The sequence below is a fragment of the Mesorhizobium sp. M1406 genome (genome assembly GCF_040317555.1).
In the GTDB taxonomy this organism is placed as follows: Bacteria; Pseudomonadota; Alphaproteobacteria; order Rhizobiales; family Rhizobiaceae; genus Mesorhizobium.
The window spans coordinates 22,330-40,029 of the sequence record NZ_JAMYKW010000049.1 but is presented as its reverse complement, the minus strand read 5'-3'; the positions used below and the strand labels follow the sequence as shown (position 1 = coordinate 40,029).

18 protein-coding genes are annotated in these 17,700 nt (G+C 64.1%); 10 read left to right on the top strand and 8 right to left on the bottom strand.

Features of this window, described 5'->3' with window-relative positions; translation table 11 throughout:
- Positions 1 to 265: 265 nt before the first annotated feature.
- Entirely contained in the window at positions 266 to 571 is a 306-nt protein-coding gene (locus NKH03_RS27165; RefSeq protein ID WP_023761099.1) for a hypothetical protein, read from the top strand.
- Positions 572 to 647: 76 nt separating this feature from the next.
- On the opposite strand, the gene NKH03_RS27160 is transcribed toward NKH03_RS27165, so the two are convergent.
- Complete coding sequence (locus tag NKH03_RS27160; protein ID WP_352971749.1) at positions 648 to 1,394, bottom strand: GntR family transcriptional regulator; 747 nt, start codon at positions 1,392 to 1,394, stop codon at positions 648 to 650.
- Between the two features lie 101 nt (positions 1,395 to 1,495).
- On the opposite strand from NKH03_RS27160, the gene NKH03_RS27155 reads away from it, so the two are divergent.
- Positions 1,496 to 2,074: an autotransporter gene (locus tag NKH03_RS27155; RefSeq protein WP_352971747.1), complete on the top strand. Its 579-nt coding sequence runs from the start codon at positions 1,496 to 1,498 to the stop codon at positions 2,072 to 2,074.
- Between the two features lie 64 nt (positions 2,075 to 2,138).
- On the opposite strand, the gene NKH03_RS27150 is transcribed toward NKH03_RS27155, so the two are convergent.
- The 3 genes from NKH03_RS27150 to NKH03_RS27140 form a co-directional block, all read right to left on the bottom strand.
- Positions 2,139 to 2,987, bottom strand: coding sequence for an aldo/keto reductase (locus NKH03_RS27150; RefSeq protein WP_352971745.1), 849 nt, complete (start codon positions 2,985 to 2,987; stop codon positions 2,139 to 2,141).
- A gap of 144 nt (positions 2,988 to 3,131) precedes the next feature.
- On the bottom strand, positions 3,132 to 3,764 hold the full coding sequence (locus NKH03_RS27145; protein WP_352872486.1) for a Vgb family protein: 633 nt from the start codon (positions 3,762 to 3,764) through the stop codon (positions 3,132 to 3,134).
- Positions 3,765 to 3,800: 36 nt separating this feature from the next.
- On the bottom strand, positions 3,801 to 5,021 hold the full coding sequence (locus NKH03_RS27140) for a helix-turn-helix domain-containing protein (RefSeq protein ID WP_352971742.1): 1,221 nt from the start codon (positions 5,019 to 5,021) through the stop codon (positions 3,801 to 3,803).
- 387 nt (positions 5,022 to 5,408) lie between these two features.
- On the opposite strand from NKH03_RS27140, the gene NKH03_RS27135 reads away from it, so the two are divergent.
- The 3 genes from NKH03_RS27135 (at position 5,409) to NKH03_RS27125 (ending at position 7,156) form a co-directional block, all read left to right on the top strand.
- Positions 5,409 to 6,158, top strand: a complete 750-nt coding sequence (locus NKH03_RS27135; protein ID WP_352872490.1) for a DUF899 domain-containing protein — start codon at positions 5,409 to 5,411, stop codon at positions 6,156 to 6,158.
- 225 nt (positions 6,159 to 6,383) lie between these two features.
- A complete protein-coding gene (locus NKH03_RS27130; protein ID WP_352971739.1) occupies positions 6,384 to 6,644 on the top strand; it encodes a hypothetical protein in 261 nt (86 codons plus the stop codon).
- Between the two features lie 239 nt (positions 6,645 to 6,883).
- Positions 6,884 to 7,156, top strand: a complete 273-nt coding sequence (locus tag NKH03_RS27125) for a hypothetical protein (RefSeq protein ID WP_352971736.1) — start codon at positions 6,884 to 6,886, stop codon at positions 7,154 to 7,156.
- A 99-nt stretch (positions 7,157 to 7,255) separates the two neighbouring features.
- Here NKH03_RS27125 and NKH03_RS27120 read toward each other — a convergent pair whose 3' ends face one another.
- Both NKH03_RS27120 and NKH03_RS27115 read right to left on the bottom strand, forming a co-directional pair.
- Positions 7,256 to 8,254 (bottom strand): bestrophin family protein, encoded by a 999-nt coding sequence (locus NKH03_RS27120; protein WP_352872496.1) that lies wholly within the window; start codon positions 8,252 to 8,254, stop codon positions 7,256 to 7,258.
- 59 nt (positions 8,255 to 8,313) lie between these two features.
- Entirely contained in the window at positions 8,314 to 8,934 is a 621-nt protein-coding gene (locus tag NKH03_RS27115) for a TetR/AcrR family transcriptional regulator (protein WP_352971733.1), read from the bottom strand.
- Positions 8,935 to 9,315: 381 nt separating this feature from the next.
- Between NKH03_RS27115 and NKH03_RS27110 the strand changes: the two genes are divergently transcribed.
- Genes NKH03_RS27110 through NKH03_RS27100 form a run of 3 tightly spaced genes read left to right on the top strand, consistent with a single transcriptional unit; the run spans position 9,316 to position 13,069 of the window.
- Positions 9,316 to 9,795, top strand: a complete 480-nt coding sequence (locus NKH03_RS27110) for a (2Fe-2S)-binding protein (RefSeq protein ID WP_352971730.1) — start codon at positions 9,316 to 9,318, stop codon at positions 9,793 to 9,795.
- Positions 9,792 to 10,775, top strand: a complete 984-nt coding sequence (locus NKH03_RS27105; RefSeq protein WP_352971728.1) for an FAD binding domain-containing protein — start codon at positions 9,792 to 9,794, stop codon at positions 10,773 to 10,775. The genes NKH03_RS27110 and NKH03_RS27105 overlap by 4 nt, the downstream gene beginning before the upstream one ends.
- The gene (locus NKH03_RS27100; RefSeq protein WP_352971726.1) at positions 10,772 to 13,069 is read left to right on the top strand and encodes a xanthine dehydrogenase family protein molybdopterin-binding subunit; all 2,298 of its coding nucleotides are present in this window, start codon (positions 10,772 to 10,774) and stop codon (positions 13,067 to 13,069) included. Before NKH03_RS27105 ends, NKH03_RS27100 begins: the two co-directional genes overlap by 4 nt.
- Before the next feature lie 66 nt (positions 13,070 to 13,135).
- On the opposite strand, the gene NKH03_RS27095 is transcribed toward NKH03_RS27100, so the two are convergent.
- A complete protein-coding gene (locus NKH03_RS27095; protein WP_352971724.1) occupies positions 13,136 to 14,146 on the bottom strand; it encodes a zinc-dependent alcohol dehydrogenase family protein in 1,011 nt (336 codons plus the stop codon).
- Positions 14,147 to 14,243: 97 nt separating this feature from the next.
- On the opposite strand from NKH03_RS27095, the gene NKH03_RS27090 reads away from it, so the two are divergent.
- Positions 14,244 to 15,173 carry a LysR family transcriptional regulator gene (locus NKH03_RS27090; RefSeq protein WP_352971722.1) on the top strand — a complete coding sequence of 310 codons (930 nt, stop codon included), beginning with the start codon at positions 14,244 to 14,246 and terminating at the stop codon, positions 15,171 to 15,173.
- Positions 15,174 to 15,270: 97 nt separating this feature from the next.
- On the opposite strand, the gene NKH03_RS27085 is transcribed toward NKH03_RS27090, so the two are convergent.
- Positions 15,271 to 16,413, bottom strand: coding sequence for a helix-turn-helix transcriptional regulator (locus NKH03_RS27085; protein ID WP_352971720.1), 1,143 nt, complete (start codon positions 16,411 to 16,413; stop codon positions 15,271 to 15,273).
- Positions 16,414 to 16,893: 480 nt separating this feature from the next.
- Here NKH03_RS27085 and NKH03_RS27080 point away from each other — a divergent pair, with 480 nt between their 5' ends.
- Positions 16,894 to 17,571, top strand: coding sequence for an AraC family transcriptional regulator (locus tag NKH03_RS27080; protein ID WP_352971717.1), 678 nt, complete (start codon positions 16,894 to 16,896; stop codon positions 17,569 to 17,571).
- Positions 17,572 to 17,700 lie beyond the last annotated feature (129 nt).

The window sequence follows — 17,700 nt, the reverse complement described above, 5'->3', positions numbered from 1 at the left end:
GATTGAAACGAAAAGTGGCGGCGTGGGACGACGAATTCCTCGTAAGCGTCATCTCACGATAATTAACTCACCCGATTCCCCTGCCCAACGTGGCGACCGACGTTTTCAAATTTTCTTTCGCGGTATATGTCGGTCGCCAATTTTGCCTGGTCCCATCCTGTTCTGACATCGTACGGACCCGCTCCATGGCGCAAACTTTGGGTTGACCCCTTCGGACCGCGAGGCGACACTCCACCCAACGCTACAGGTGCGAGGAGGAATTGCGATGGACGAGCCCGAACGGTGGCGCCACATGTCGACTGCGCCGAGGGATGGCAGCCGGATCCTGGTCACCGTGCGCCCATCCGAACAGGGGCCGGCCGAAGTCGATCTCGCCTATTGGTCGCGCGCCGACCAGTTCGCCTCGGAAGGCTGGCGCGCGTCGGACTCCTCGCCCGGGCGCGTCATCGAATACGCCGAACCGGAACTGAAATGCTGGATGCCGCTGCCGACCGCCAATCTCAGCCGCGCATCCATGCCGGCGCCCTGGGAAGGCGAAGACGCCCAGCAGTTGGACGGCTCGGGGATTTGAGCGGAGACGGCGGAAGGTAGCCAATCTCCGCCAAGTGGGACCAAGTGGGGAGATTGGCAGCTCGGCCTGCCGGCCTTCAAGCGAAGTCTTGCAAATTGGTCTCCTGAAGCTTGGCTCCCGCTAGCAGGGCTTCGAGCACCTGCTTCTTGAGCGCGAGGCACTGCGAGCGGGCAAGTTTGACGATGCCGGCAACCTCGCGCGCCTCGCAGGCATGAATCAGTTCTTTTTGCTGGCCGATGATCAGCTGCGTGAGGTCGCGCGACCTGAAGCCGAGGTGGAGAACCCTCTCCGACTGGTCGAGTATCTGACCCAGCAGCTGCGCCAGGCGTGAATTTCCCGACAGCTCCGCCAAGGCCAGGCGAAAGGCCCGATCCGCCGCCAGGAATGCAACATGGCTGCGCAGCGTCTCCGGTTTCAGCACTTTCCTGGCAGCCTGCCTGACATCCTCGAGCCCCCGCTCGGTGAGGCCCGACGCGGCCACCCTGAACACTTCCGGCTCGATCAGACTGCGGACATCGAAGATCTCGGCGACATCGCGCAGCGTCAGCGGCGTGATGACATAGCCACGGCGCGGCTCGCTCCTGACCAGCCCTTCCTGCATCAGCCGGGTCAGAGCCGCGCGGATCGTCGCCTTCCGGATCTGGTACCGATCGCCAATCTGCTTTTCCGTCAGCGTTTCACCGGGGCGCAGCACGCAGGCGACGATGTCGCTCTTCACCTGCTCGTAGGCCTGCTCGCTACGCAGCAGGTCTGCGGTCGACGGCGCCGCGCCCGCGGACAGGGCCGGTCTCGGCGATGCGGCTGTGAAATCGCGAGGCGTCATGCTTGTTCCGTTCTGGCGATTCGGTTGACGACGCCATCGACATTGATTAGCCTGAGCATCTCAGATCGATCACTTGATCATCTCAAAAGGGATAACTGGCAATGGCTATTCCCGTAGACTCGCCTCTCTACGCCGTTGTCGATGATATCGTCAACGCCGCCGGAAGTCCCGACCCCCTCGCACGAATAAGGGCGGCGTTGGGCGACCATACGAAGCGCCTTCACGCCTTGGGGGTGCTCGTCCATGAAGAAGAGGACGACGAGGTGCTGCTCCATGCAAGCCCGAATTTGACGATCTATCACATCACCCTGTCGCCCGGCCTGCGGTACCCGCCGCACAACCACCTGATGGATGCGTTGATCGGCATCTACAAAGGTGGCGAAACCAACTTCATCTATCCCGATGCGACCAGCAAGCTCGATGCGCCGCAAAGGCAGGATTCCACCGCGCCCACCGTCGTGCACTTGCCCCCAAATACCGTGCATTCGGTCGCCAACACGGGCAACGTACGGTCGGGCGCGCTGCATGTCTATCTGGGCGATCTGCCGGCGACCCATCGACAGCTGTGGGACTTGCAAAGCAATCAAGCCGAACCCTTCGACAACGATCGCTATCTGGCCGGAGCCCAGTCCATCGAGCGGGATGGAGTGCCGGCTGGCGATTGGCGAAAGCCGGGATGAAGTCTGATCTCCTCCTTTGCGGGGGAGATTGGCAGCTCCACGGTCAGCGTCTCTAGCTCGACCCTCAGAACAGAAACGCAGCCGTGGCAGGGTTCGGCCCGGTGCGGCCGGTGGTTGAATCCATGCCCCGGATCGTCTGCAGATCCTGGGCATCCAGCTTGAAATCGAAGACATCGAAATTGGCGGCGATACGATCCTGGCGGATCGATTTTGGAATGACGATCAGCCCCTCCGTGAGATGCCAGCGGATGATCGTCTGGGCCACCGACTTGCCATGCTTCTTGGCGATGCCCGCGAGGGTCGGATCGCCGAGCAGCCGGCCGCTGCCCAGCGGGCTCCAGCTTTCGATGCGGATGTCATGGGCGGCATGAAAATCCCTGAGGCCGCGCTGCTGGAACTGGGGATGCAGTTCGATCTGGTTGACGACGGGCGTCACGCCGGTTTCACCGATGATCCGCTCCAGATGGTCCTGGTTGAAATTCGAAACGCCGATCGACTTGATGCGGCCGGCCTGCCTGAGCTCGACCAGCGTTTTCCAGGCCTCGACATACTTGTCCTGGCTGGGCACCGGCCAGTGGATCAGGAACAGGTCTATCTGCTCGATGCCGAGCTTGCCCATCGTCTCGTCAAAGGCGCGCAGCGCCGCATCGCGCTGGTGCGCGCCGTTGCGCAGCTTGGACGTGATGAACAGCTCGCCGCGCGGCACGTCGGCGCCGCGGATCGCCTCTCCGACCCCCTCCTCGTTCTGGTAGCCTTCGGCGGTGTCGATCAGACGATAGCCCGCCTCGATCCCCCAACCCACCACTTGCGCCGTGATGTCCTGGTCGACCTGCCACACGCCAAGGCCGAGTTGGGGAATGGCGGAGCCGTCGTTCAACGCAATCTTCTCAGGCATGGTGGGCTGTTCAGACATGGTGGGGATTCCTTGCAAGGATGGTCCAGGCGGTTCGCCCGGTGCACGCCTATCTAGGTTCGACAGGGGGTGACGGCCAGACGGCCGCGGATAAATTTGCCGCGAGCGATCCGCCGTCCTGATCCTTGGTCGGAAGATTCGGCCTCACCGCGGCCGGCGTACCGCCCGCACCACGCCGGCGGAGGTGCTGCCGCAGAAGAGGCGGTCGCCGCCATCGGATTCAAGCCCCGATACCCCTATGCCGGCCGGCATGTCGAGCTTTTCCAGAACCTTGCCTGACTGCGGGTCGACGCGGCGCAAATCGCTCTGGTCGGCTTCCCAGGTGGCGTGCCACAGCTCGCCGTCGACCCATGTCACCCCGGTGACGAAGCGGTTGGATTCGATGGTGCGCAAGATTGCTCCGGTCTCGGGGTCGATCTGGTGGATCTTGCGCTCGCGGTATTGCCCCACCCAGAGCGTCCCTTCGGCCCAGGTCAGCCCGGAGTCGCCGCCGCCGCCGGGTGCCGGAATGGTGGCCAGCACCTCCCCGGTATCCGGGTCGATCTTCTGTATCAGGTCGTTGGCAAGCTGGAAGAAATGCTGGCCGTCATAGGCGGTGCCGGCATGCGCGGCGACATCGATCGAGCGCAGCGCCCGCCCGCTTTCCGGATCGAAGGCGTTCAGCTTCTCGCCCGAGGCAAACCAGACATTGTTGCCGTCAAAGCTCACTCCATGCACCCTCTCCACCCCCGGAAAGGGTCCGTACTCGCGCAGGACTTCGGCCGCTGAATGTCTCATGTCTTGATCCTCAATGAGATGGTCCGATATGCCTTACTAACTACTCGGCAGCGGGGACGGGAGTAACAAGGTCGTCGTGAATCCTGCCACCGGCGGCGTCATCCAGCGGCGCGCCCGGCCGTGCCCGAAAAACTGCACTTTGCCGGCCTCGCCAAGCTGCTCCAGCGCCCGCTGCACGCTGCGCTGGCCGGTGCCAAGCGCCAGCGCCAGCGCCGAGCTCGCCCAGGATTCACCATCGGCGAGGAAGGCCAGCACCGCCGCGTGCCGCTCCTCGATCGGCCGAGCCAGCACCACCACCTCGCGCGCCTGGCTCGGCGCCAGCGCGAAGCCTTGACTGGTCGCGCCTATGTCCGCCAGCCCCCGCAACTCGGTGCGCAGCCGGCCAATCTCGACCCGCAGCCGCGCCCGATGCGATTCATCGGCGTGCCTGCCGCCGAAAGCTTCCGCGATCAGCCGCGCTCTCGATACATCACCAGGCCACGCTTCGGCGAGTGTGCGCGCCAGCGCAAACAGCACCGGGCGCGTTGCCAGCGAGACGGCTGCTTCCTGCTGGCGCACGACATAGCGGAAGCTATCGATCACCAGTGCCGGCGACGCCTGCAGCGCCTCGACGTCCTTGAGCAGCAAGGGGCGCTGCTCACCACCCGCGATCAGCCGCGCCGCCGGCGTGTCCAGAGCCAGGAATGCGTTTTCGACCTCCGCGATCAGGCCTGGAATGCCGGCCCGGCGGGCGGCATGGCGTGCCCACTCCAACGCCCTGCGCGCCGGCCCCGTCTTGAGGCGCCGCATCGCGATGCCGGCGACGGCGAGCTCGTGCGCGGCCCTCGAGGCCGGCGGAAGCGGCATCGGATCGAGCCCGGCCAGCACGTCTTCGGCCTCGTCGAGACGGCCGATCAAAAGCAGGCGCCGCACCTTGAGGTGGCCGGCATGCGCGGCGTTCAGCCGGTCGCCATGCTTTTCCAGCGTCGCCCGCGCCGCATCCAAGGCCTTGGCGGGCCAGCCGAGGTCACGCGAGACCAGCGCGATCTCGGCCTCGGCGACGACGCATCTGGCGCGCGCCACCGCCTCTTTCGGGCCAAAGCCGCGCGCGGCCCGCCGCAGCAGCGCCTTGGCGCGATCGAGATCGCCGAGTTGCGCCATCGCGATGCCACGGAGCGCCAGCGCCGGCGGATCTTCGCGCAAGGCGACACGATCCAGCGCGCCGAGCGGATCGCCCCCGGCCAGTGCCAGTGCCGCCGCGGTGATCAGCGAGTCCATTCAAATCCCGTCACATTTGTAACTCCCACCCCAGCGCTCAGTGCCCTAACTTAAGTCATGGCCGCCAACCAGCAAGCCGTATCGGCGCCGTGGCCGCCGTTGACGCCAATATCCGCATTCGCTAGCCTGAGCATCTCAGGTATCAATATTAAGCATCTCATGAGGGATAATTGACATGCCTGACTCCGACCACTTGCCTCTCCACGCGACGAACGACACGGCCGGGCGCACCGAGCGGATGTGCCACCACTGCTGCGGCGGGCCGGCCCTTTCAAATCCCGTCACACTTGTAACTCCCACCCCCGCGCTTGACCGCCCTATTCTCGCTCACAGCAAACAATCACACGTCGCAACGGCGCGACAACAGACTGGCAAAGGAGACGACCAATGACCACGCACACCGCAATGAAGACCCCGCCGATCGTTTCACGACAGGACTGGGAAGCCGCCCGCGAACAGATGCTGGTGAAGGAGAAGGCCACGCTGCGCGCCAAGGATGCTTTGGCGGCCGAGCGCCGGCGGATGCCCTGGATGGAAGTCGACAAGGCCTATGTGTTCGAGGGGCCGAATGGCAAGGCCAGCCTGCTCGATCTGTTCGAAGGCCGCCGGCAGTTGATCGTCTACCGCGCCTTCTTCGAGCCCGGTGTGTTCGGCTGGCCCGAACATGCTTGCCGCGGTTGTTCGCTCGGCGCCGACCAGGTCGGCCACCTCGCCCATCTCAATGCCCGCAACACCACGCTTGCCTACGCTTCGCGCGCCCCGCAGGCCGACATTGCGCGGCTGAAGCAGCGGATGGGCTGGGAGATGCCCTGGTACACTATTACGGATAGCTTCGACAAAGACTTCGGTGTCGACGAATGGCACGGCCACAACGTCTTCATCCGCGATGGCGACCGCATCTTCCGCACCTACTTCATCAACAGCCGCGGCGACGAGGCGATGGGCACGGTATGGAGCTATCTCGACGCGACGCCGCTTGGCCGCCAGGAGATCTGGGAGGATTCGCCCGAAGGCTATCCGCAGACCCCGCTCTACTCATGGTGGAACTGGCACGACAACTACGATGCCGGGCCAGACAAGACATGGGAAGAAGTGTCGGCGGCCGGCGAAGCGGCGTTCCGCGACAAGGACCAGTAAGGCCTATCCAGCTTGGGTTCCTCGCCCCACGAAGTGGGGAGAGTTGGCTCGGCGAAGCCGAGACGGAGAGGGGACTGCGCCCTACGAAAGCCCCCTCTCCGTCCGCTTCGCGGCCACCTCTCCCCCGCCTTGGCGGGAGGGCGAGGATCCCAAGTCCTGGAAGGTCGCGCGCCCCCGCCACATGCGACGCTCCGGCGCTGGCATGATAATTAAGGAAAACGGACCATGAGTGATATTCACACAGGTGCCAGGAGCACGATCCCTGAAGGCACCACTTTCAGCATCGCCGACTGGCTGTGCCTCGCCGCGGCACCCACCTTCGCGCTGATGGCGCTGCTCTCCTGTCTTCAGGGTGCCGACGCGGCCATGCTGTGCATGGGCACGAGCGCCTCGCCGCTCACTGGAATGGCTGCGATGTATCTCCTGATGAGCACCTTCCATCTGGCGCCCTGGTTGCGGGTGATTTCCGGCCGGCAGGTCCGATAGGTCCAGCGCGCCGCCCCGACGACGGGACGACAAGACAACCACTATCTATCAGCAGAAGCTAATTGACAGTCCAAGGGAAACGGCGCTCACTGGCTGGCACAGGTGGATCGCGGCATCAGGCGGGCGATATCGACCGCCGGCGTCATCTGAAGCAATTCCCGGGAAAGCGCGAAGCGGATTTCCCGGGACAAGCGCATAGCGCTTTCCCGTGGGAATTGCGTAAAACCAGGGAGGACGCCATGCCAACCGTTATCGGCCATCACAACATCACGAAAGACAGCAAGCACTGGCTCAGTTCACCCAAGCGTAAGGAGCTTTTCGGCTCGCTTGGGATCACCAATATCCGCACGTTCGTCGATCCGCAGAACCCGAAACAAGTGGCCGTGATGATGGACGTTCCGGACATGGATAAGATGGCCGCTTTGATGCAGAGCAAGGCGGCGGCCGACGCGATGGCCCATGATGGCGTGGTACCGGAGTCGCTGGTGATCCTGGTCGAAGCGAAGGGCTAGTCGTTCCAAAACCGACGCGCTTTTTGGGCGCCGGGTTTCAATGCAGGTGCCTGAGCTTGTCGGGGTTGCGCATCACATAGATTGCCGCAACGAAGCGCTTCAGGTCGCGATGTCATTGACCGGCAGCAAGGGCTTGGGAAGGTCGGCCTCCCCAAGCCCGCTGCGCAGTTCGATCTCGATGTCGCGGCATATCTGCGAGATCGGAACGTCGTTGGCATTGCCCTCGAAGGGATTGGCGCTGCTTTCGCCGACCTGGTCGAGCGACATATAGGCCCAGCCCAGGAGCGTGCTGAACGGGATCGTCAGCCAGATCGCGATCGGGCCGAGCATGCCTCCCAGTTTGCCCATGTCGGCAAAGACCGGAACCACCCCGAACGGCAACAGGGTGCAAAAGATCATGACGAACATGGAGCTGACGATGGCGTATTGCCTTGGATAGGGATTGTTCTTGATACGATCGCAGCGCGCCTGCTGATCATGGAAATCGCGGATCAGCTTGATAAGCTCGACATAGACCTGCGGAGGGATTTTTGCGTCCTTGAACAACGCATTGACCTGGACCGACTGCATTTCGAGCAGGGCTATCGCCGGCTGAGGCGACTTGAGCACGTCCTCGGCCTGTTCGGCCAGCAGCGGACGCAGTTCCTCGGCGACCGAACTCGCATCCTCATGGATGCGATAGCGCCGCCGGTATTCGACATTGGCGGCCCGCGCCATGGATTCCCACGGCATCGGCCGCCGCAGGGCGAACCTCAATGCCGTCATCCAGGCGATATGGCGGTAGATGAGTTGCCTTGCCGTCGGCGCATCGATGAAGTCCCTGCAGAAATTGGACCACAACCGGCTGCTCGCCGTGATTTGCGTAAAGGCCTGCAGCGCGTCACTGCTGCGGGTGAACACTTGTGAATTCTTGAATCCGGCAACGAGCGACACGGTGGTGCCGAGCACGAGCACCACCGACCATGGCACCGAGAAGCCGGCCATCCCCGGTAGACGGTAAGCAGCAACAGCCAGCCCGCTCACCACCGCCATGTAGATGACGCTGCGCCGCGACCAGAGCGCGAAATCGATCACCTTGTAGGAACGGCCTACATACATCGGATGCCCCCTCAAATCATGGACAGGTCTGGTTGTCGGGGGCCGGAATCCGGCCGCCCTCACCGTGCCTTTACAGCCCCGAACCGCAACCCGTCCATCAAGAGCTTGACCAGCCGGCGCGAACGGTCGCGCCATTCCGGTGTGTCCGGCGCCGAGTAGATCCCCGATAGTGCGTGCAGCACATCGGACGCGTCGACGTCGCCGCGGATGGTTCCGTCAGCCACCGCGGCTTCGACCAGCTGCCGCAGGGCCTGCGAGACCCGGCCGGACGTGTCTGAAAACAGCGTCGAATTGGTGTTGAGCAGGATGCGAAGGCTGGTCGCCAGGCCGCGCTTGGTGGCGATGTAGTCGACGAAGCGCTGCATCCACTGTTCCAGCGCGACATCGGACGGGTGTTTTTCGGCAAGCTCGCTGGCGGCCGCGCACAGCGCCTCCACCTCGCGCCGGTAAACCACTTCGACCAGATGCTCGCGTGTCGGAAAATGCCGGTAGAGCGTGCCGATGCCGACCCCGGCCTGGCGCGCGATCTCTTCCAGCGAGGCATCGATACCGCGCTCCGCAAAGACGGATGCCGCCACCTCGACCAGCCGGCCGCGGTTGCGCTGCGCATCGGCGCGCAGCGGCTTTGCCTCTGCGGCCTGGGCCTTCTGTTCAGCGATGGCGGACGGCTCGGTGACCAATTTTTTCTCCACAGCATGTCAGGGGCCTTGAACCCGGTCGGGTCAACCCCCACGTAATAAACGGAGGCGCCTCCGTTTTAGTGGAGTACCTTTATCATATAATCAAGGGAGCCGGTATGTCACGTCTTTCGAAGCCGCAAGGTCACTGGAGACTGGCGAAGGCCGCGAAGAGCGTTATCTCCCCCCTCGAGGGGGAGATGTCGCCGAAGGCGACAGAGGGGGTCGCCTCACATAGAGCGCTAACCTTCATTCGCCGCAGGAGGTTGCACCCGGTTGAACCGACCCCTCTGCCCTGCCGGGCATCTCTCCCACAAGGGGGGAGATTAGCCATCGCCTGCCCATTCCTTCCCATCCGCGTCAAGCAACTGGAGCCAGACGCCCATGACCAAAACCACGATCCCCGTCCATCTCGACATCAACGGCCACCATCACGAGTTGCAGCTTGAGCCGCGCGTCACGCTGCTCGACGCCTTGCGCGACCGGCTCGGCCTGACCGGCACCAAGAAGGGCTGCGACCACGGCCAGTGCGGCGCCTGCACCGTGCATGTCGACGGCGAGCGCGTGCTTGCCTGCCTGACGCTGGCCGCACAAGTCGAGGGCCGCACCGTCACCACCATAGAGGGGCTTGCACGTGATGGCGAACCGCATCCCGTGCAGGCTGCCTTCCTCGAACAGGACGCCTTCCAGTGCGGCTATTGCACGCCAGGCCAGATCATGTCGGCGGTGGCTTGCATCCGCGAGGGCCATGCCGGCTCGGATGACGAGATCCGCGAATACATGGCCGGCAATCTCTGCCGCTGCGGTGCTTATCCGCACATCGTCGCCGCCGTTCGCCAGGCTGCTTTGGAGGTCGCATCATGAGGGATTTTTCCTATCTGCGCGCCGGCTCGGTCGATGCGGCAAGACAGGCAGCCGCCCTGCCCGGCGCCATGCTGTTCGCCGGCGGCACCACGCTCATCGACCTCGCCAAATGCGGCGTCGCCGAGCCCGAGACGCTGGTCGACATCAGCCATCTCGAGGGGCTGAACAGCATTGAACTGAACGAGCGTGGCGCCACCATTGGCGCGCTTGCCAAGATGAGCCACGTCGCCGACCATGCCGGCATCAAGAGCCGCTTCCCCGCCGTCTCGGAAGCGCTGTGGCAGGCGGCTTCCGCACAAATCCGCAACATGGCGACCGTCGGCGGCAATCTGATGCAGCGCACGCGCTGTCCTTATTTCCGCGATCCGGCGAATTTCCCCGCCTGCAACAAGCGGGAACCCGGCAGCGGCTGTTCGGCCGTCGGCGGCGTCACCCGAGGCCACGCCGTGCTCGGCACCAGCGCAGCCTGCATCGCCATGTATCCGGGTGACCTCGCAGTGGCGCTGGTCGCCTTCGACGCGATCGTGCATCTAGGCGATCGCCAGGTTTCGGTGGACGACTTTTTCCTGCTGCCCGGCACCACGCCGGACAGGGAACACGCGATCGAACCGGGCGAGATGATCACTGCCATCGAAATCCCCGGCTCGGCCGCTGCCCGGCGTTCGACCTATCTCAAGATCCGCGATCGGCAATCCTATGAATTCGCCGCGGCCAGTGCTGCCGTCGGCATCGAGTTCGAGGCCGATGGGCGCACGATCCGTGACCTGCGCGTGGCGCTTGGCGGCGTCGCAACCAAACCGTGGCGGGCGCGAGCCGTGGAGGACGCGCTGAAGGGCAAGGTGCTGGAACCAGATGCGGTCCGCGCCGCCAGCCTGCTCGCGATCGAAGGCGCCGTCGACCATGGCGCCAACCACTACAAGATTGAACTGGCGCCGCGCGTTGTCGCGCGCGCCATCCTCAAAATGGGAGAGACGGCATGACCGTTCACAACATCAGACATGGTGATGCATCCGACGGCGCGCTGGCGGAAGTCGTCGGCGGCCGGCTGTCGCGCGTCGATGGCCCGGCCAAGATCACCGGCGCAGCCAAATACGCCGTCGAGCAGCAGCTCGAAGGCCTCGCCTACGCCGTGCTTGTCGAAAGCACGATTGCGTCGGGCAAGGTGCGCGCGATCGACACCGCTGCCGCTGAAGCGGCGCCCGGCGTGCTGCAAGTGCTGACGCCAGACACCATCATCAGCCTGAAACCCGCATCGGACTGGTTCGGCACGCCGCCGCCCGACAAGCCCTATTGCCCGCTGGTGCGCGACATCACTTTCTCCGGACAGCATGTCGCCGCTGTCGTCGCCGAAACCTTCGAGCAGGCGCTCGCCGCGGCAGCCCTCCTCAAGGTCAGCTATGACGAGACGCCCGCCATCGTCGACCTCAGCGACGCCAAGGCCGGCGACGGCATCCCGATCGACGCCATGACCAAGGAATGGGGCGACGCGCAGGCCGCTTTCGCCTCGGCCCCGGTACGCATCTGCGCTGCCTATAACACGCCGCGCGAATACCAGGCGCCGATGGAGCCGCATGGCTTGATCGCCCGCTGGGAGGGCGATCACCTCACCGTATGGGAGCCGAGCCAGTGGCTGGACGGCATGGCTCGCACCTATGCCGAATGGTTCGGCGTGCCGTTCGAAAATGTGCGCCTGGTCTCGCCCTATATTGGCGGCGGCTTCGGCTCCAAGGCGCTGGCGCTTAGCCATGGCGCGGTGGCGGCGTCTGCCGCCAAAATGCTCGGCCGGCCGGTGCGGCTGGTGATGACGCGGCCGCAGACCTTCACCGGCTATGGCGGCCGCGCCGCGACGCGACAGACGGTGACGATCGGTGCCGACCGGCAAGGAAAGATCCAGTCGATCGTGCATCGCGGCGTCAATGAAACATCCGTCGACGGCATGTGGGTCGAGCCGCTCGGATCGGTCACTTCGATCATGTACGCGACGCCGAATTTCTCGTCCAGGCAGAATGTCGTGCGGGTGAATTCGGTGGTGCCTGGCGCCATGCGCGCGCCGGGCGAAAACCCCTCTGCCTTCGGCATCGAAAGCGCCATCGACGAGCTCGCTTACGAAGTCGGCATCGATCCGCTGGAGATCCGGCTCAGGAACTATGCCGAGCAGGATCCGGAAGCGAAAAAAGCCTGGTCGACCAGGCAGTTGCGCGAGGCTTTTGCCACGGGCGCGGAACGCTTCGGCTGGTCCAGGCGTACGCCCGAACCGCGCTCCATGCGCGACGGCAATCAGCTGATCGGCTGGGGAGTAGCGGCGGGCACCTATCCCGTGCGGCGCGCCTATGGCGAGGCGATCGTGCGCATCCTGGCCGACGGCTCGGTCGAGGTCGAAAGCTCCTCGATCGACATGGGCCAGGGCACCTACACCATCCTGGTGCAGACCGCAGCCGAGACGGTCGGCGTGCCGGCCGACAATGTCGTGGTGAAGCTCGGCGACTCGCGCTTCCCCCGCGCCGGCGTCGCCGGCGGCTCGCGGCTGGCCGGCGTGATGACCGGTGCTGTCTACAAGGCGGCGACCTCGGCGCTCGACCAGCTGATCGGGCTGGCGATCAGCGATCCACGCTCACCCTTCCACGCCCTGCAGGCCAACACTTTGGTTGTCGCCAATGGCCGTATTTCATCGCCACGCGGCGACGGCCCTGATGTCTCGATCTCCGAGTTGCTCAAAAGCGTCGGCCGCGACCACATCGAGGCCACCGGCGACACCATGCCGGCCAATTCGACGCCAGAGGATCGCTACAAAAACTACACCACCATCGCCATGGCGCTGCCGCACACCGAGGGCGACTATTCCCGCCACTCCTGGTGCGCGCATTTCATCGAGGTGCGCGTCGATGAGGATTTCGGCACGGTGCGGGTATCGCGCGTGGTGTCGGCGCTGGATTCCGGCCGGCTCTACAACCCGAAGCTCGCCGAAAGTCAGTGGAAGGGCGGCATCATCATGGGCATCGGCCAGGCGCTGCTCGAAGAAGGCATCGTCGACCGCCGCCATGGCCGCATCGTCAACAACAACCTCGCCGATTATCTGGTGCCGACCAATGCCGACATCCCGGATATCGAGGTGATCTCGGTCGGCATCCCCGACCTGCATTCCTCGGTGCTCGGCGGCAAGGGCGTCGGCGAACTGGCCATCGTCGGCGTTGCCCCCGCGATCGCCAACGCGGTGTTTCATGCGACGGGCAAGCGGGTTCGGGATTTGCCGATCACGCTGGAGAAGCTGATCTGAGGGTGAAGCGAGTAATCTCCCCCTCGAGGGGCCCTCAAGGGGGGAGATCACGCTCTCATCGGTTCCCTACCACTCCAACCCGAACACCAGCTTGCCGAAGTGCAGGCCGCCGGCGGCCATGTGTGTGTAGGCTTCGACCGCTTCGTTCTGCGAAAACACCTTGTCGACGACCGGCTCGATCCTGGCCGCGCCGATGGCGCGGGCGGCGTCGCGAAGGTCGGACACCGATCCGGTGTTGTTGCCGAACACCTTCAGAGCCTTGATGATGATCGGCAGCAGGTTGATCGTGGCCTCGGCGCCGGTAACGAAACCGATGGTGAACAGCGTGCCGCCGGGCGCGGTGGCGTTGATGGCGCGGGCAAAGGTGGCGGTGCCGCCGGTCTCGACGACGAGGTCGGCGCCGAGGCCGCCCGTCAGCTCCAGCACCTTTCCGTCCCAGTCGGGCGTCGCGCGGTAGTTGATGAGATGATCGGCGCCCAGTGCCTTCGCCCGCTCCAGTTTCTCGTCCGACGACGAGGTGATGATGACGGTGGCGCCGGCGGCTTTCGCAAGCTGCAGGGTGAAGATCGAGACACCGCCGGTGCCGAGCAGCACGACGACCGAGCCCGGCCCGACATCGGCGGCACGGATGGCGTTCCAGGCGGTGGTGCCGGCGATCGGCAGCGTCGACGCCGCCTCGAAGGAGAGATGCGCCGGCACCGGCACGACCGAATTGGCCGGCAGCGCGACATATTCGGCCAACGACCCCGGCAGCGAGATGCCGCGCATCTGCGTCATCTCGTAAGGCCGCGGCCGGCCACCGATCCAGCGCGGCTTGGCATGGGCGACGACGCGATCGCCGACGGCGAATCCCGTAACCCCCTCGCCCAGCGCGACGATCTCGCCGGCGCCGTCGGCGACGGGGATGAGCGGAAAGCTCGGTCCAGGATAATTGCCGCTCGCCACCGCGACATCGACGAAATTGAGGCTCGCCGCACGCTGGCGGATCAGCACCTCGCCGCGCTGCGGTTCGGGGGCGGCAATGGTGGCGGCGCGGAAGGCGTCCAGCCTGGGTTGGCTCAGTTCGATGGCTTTCATGGTTTCACTCCGGTGGGACGATTGATGGGTTGAGTGAAGCTATCTGCTGCGATATGTTTGGATAATCCTTGCCTTTTACATTTCAGTAATGTGACTTATGCAGCAATCTCACGAGCCGATGACCCTTGCCGAAATGGTGGCCTTCGCGGCCATCGCCGAGGCGCGCTCCTTCACCAGGGCGGCGGCGCGTGTCGGGCGCGACGCGACCATCCTGTCGCGGCGGCTGCAATCGCTGGAGGAGCGGCTGGGCGTCAGGCTGCTCCATCGCACGACGCGCAGCGTGTCGCTGACCGAAGCGGGTGCCGAATTCATGGTGCGGGTGCGCGCCATCCTCGCCTCCGTGGACGAGGCCGAGGCTGCCGCGTCTGCACATGCCGGCGGCGGCCCGCGCGGCCTGCTCAGACTGGCGCTGCCCGGCACGTTCGGGCGCATGTGGATCGGGCCGCTGCTGCCCCAATTCCTTGCCGAATTTCCCGATGTCCGCATCGAGGCCGAATTCTCCAACCGCTTCGCCGATCTGGTCGCCGAGAATTTCGACGTCGCCGTGCGGCTCGGCGCGCTGGAGGATTCGCGCCTGGTGGCGCGCAAGGTGGCGACGCGGCGGCGGCTGCTCTGCGCCGCCCCCTCCTATCTCGCCCGAAGGGGCAGGCCGGAGACACCGCGGGCGCTGCTCGAACATTCCTGCCTGGGCTTCAGCGGCTTCCAGACCTTTCCGGCCTGGGAGATGACCGACCGCGAGGGCCGAAGCGTGCGCGTCGAGGTATCCGGGCCGTTGGTCACCGATGATGCCGAGGTGCTTGTCGAGGCCGCCGTGCAAGGCGTCGGCCTGATGATGAGCACCGACTGGCTGGTCGGCCGCGAGCTCGCCGACGGACGGCTGGTGCCAATCCTGGAGGGCTGGACGCTGGCCGACGAAGGCGCGATCTATGTCGTCACGCCCTCAGCCAAGGGACAAGCCGCCAAGACCCGCGCCTTCGCCGACTGGATCGGCAAGCGCTTCGCGCCGGAACCGCCCTGGCGGCGGTGAGGGTTGCCAAAGTGATTGGCCGGCACGCAAAGGGGGTGCGCGTTGCGCCGAATTATCGTCAACCTGCAGCCATTGCGCAACGTCGAGTTGGGCGCCATCACTGAGGTGCAAGCGGCGTGCCTATGTCCGAAACGAGCTTGACGAGATCGGCTTGGCGTCTCGTGCTGGTTTTGGCGAAGATACGGTTGAGGTGGGTCTTCAAGGTGTTTTCGCCGATGCCGAGCGCCAGCGCGCTCTTCGATGCGGACAATCCGCTACCGATGCGCAGCAGGACCCGCGCCTCCGCGGGCGTCAGGTCGAACAGCGCGGTGAGGACGGCTTCAGGAAGCGGAGAGGAAGACGTCGTCGTCGACACGAAGACAGCGGCATATGCCGGCCGGAAAGCCGCGCGGGCGGTTCCTTCGGTCAACGGCAATACATAGGCGACGGCGGGCGGCTGACCCGGGGCGGAAATGGGCAGGCCTATGCCGCGGGAGCCGAGCGAAGCGTCCTCGCTCGCGGCACCGGCGATTGCCTCCAGCAGGGCGCGGGCCGTCACCGGATTCTGCGCCTGAAGCAGGCCCTTCCTGGAAAGAATGGGACCTTGCGCCGAAAACATTCGATTGGCCGCCCGATTGGCATGGAGGATTGCTCCGTTGGCGCCGGTAAGAACGACAGGCACGGCGAGATGGTCGAGCGCTTGGCGATAAAGGTTGGCGGTAACGCGGGCCTGATCGAGCAGATCTCCAATCAGGGAAGCACGGCGCAGATGCGGCGAGAGCAATGCCAGGAAACGCTGTTCTTCGATTGAGATGATCTCCCTGCTGGCCCGCGTGGTGCAACCCATGAGCCCGATCCGGTCCGGCGTATGAACGAATTTGGTGATGCAGGCCTCGCGCAATCCCTGCGGTCTGGCCCAATTCTGGAAAAATGGCGTCTGCTGGAGTTCGGCTTCGCTCATAAGAGACAACGTCGCAACGGGCGTGTCGATGTCGCCGACGATCGCGGCCTTCAGTCCGGGAATTGCGTCAAAATCATAATCCTCCTGGAGCATGCGCATTTGCACGGGATCCCAGGGCGATTGAGCCGCGAAGCGGCCACGATTGCCGGCAGTGCTGGCAAGCGCGATGGTGGTGTAGGCGGCGTCGACCGCCTCTGTGATCCGGGTCATTACCCCGGCCCAGCCGTCCGGATTCAAAACGCAATCGTAGATATCGCCGACAATCGAGGAAAGTACTTCGCCGCTCAGCCTCTCCATCATGCCTCCTGCACGCCCCGATCTCGCTTCGGAGGATTTCGCGAAGTCATACTTTTGGGTGACGCCACGCGTGGTTCAACCCGATTAAGGATATAAATTCGATCAGTTGACACTAGGTGGCTATTGTCTCTGGTTATTATTGAATGGAAGGCATCGCGCTCGCTATATTAGAGAATGCGAATGTATATGGGTACATCATTGTCGCAAAAAACGGTGTTTTCGTCGGCTCAACTGCCCTCGCATCTCAGTGATCACGATCGATTTTCCCTCTGGCAAGACATCCACGTCGCGGAGATATGGTCGGTCGAATACGGCATATCGGAAAAGCTGCCTTTCGAAGCTGCGATCGAAGCCACGACTGTCGGATCGCTGGTTCTTGGCCAGATGTCCGGAACAATCAAGCATGCGACGAGGAAGGCAAGCAATATCGCCGATGACGGCAACGATGGTTATCTCCTGCTGATAAACAAATCCGATACGCTGTTGACCGGCGCGCAGGCCGGCCGCGACTATGGTGTCGGGCAGGGAGAAGCGGTCCTGGTCACGGCATCGGAAGCGCTGAAAATGGCCGGCGCCGACAGCAATGTGTGGACAAACGTGGTGATCCCCCGTGCTGTCCTCACCCAGGCCTTCCCGCGGATCGACGACAGGCTGGCGTTGAAGATCGGCGCCGGGAACGAAGCTCTCGATCTTCTCAAGCGTTACTGCCAACTTCTTGAAACCGGCCGCCCTCTCGTCTCGCCCGATCTGATAGTGCACGCAACCGAAACGATCGTCGATCTGATCGGTCTGGTTACAGGCGCGAAGGGTGAGCCTGCCGAGATGGCCGGTTTGCGCGGACTGCGCTCGGCCAGGCTGCAAGCGGTCCTGGCGAAGATCGCGGACAATTTCGCCAACTCCGGCATCTCGGCGCAAGGCGTAGCGCAGGAACTCGGCCTGTCAGCGCGCTATGTTCACGATCTCCTACAGGAGTCGGGTATCAGCTTCTCCGAGCGCGTTCTCGAACTGCGCTTGCAGACGGCCCACAGGATGCTTTCACAGAGACAGAATGGCGAGATGCGGGTCAGCGAAATTGCCATGATCAGTGGCTTCAGCGACGTGTCGTACTTCAACCGCTGCTTTCGCCGCCGCTTCGGCTATACGCCAACGGGCGCCAGATAGTATCCGGATAGCCGGAAACCGGACACGCGATTTCCGATTCCCTCTCGTCGAAAACCGAGTTCCCGCGGCGATCGATGGCGCCAAACTGCCACAGTGTACGGAAAAATTGCGTCACCTCTCTCCAGTCCA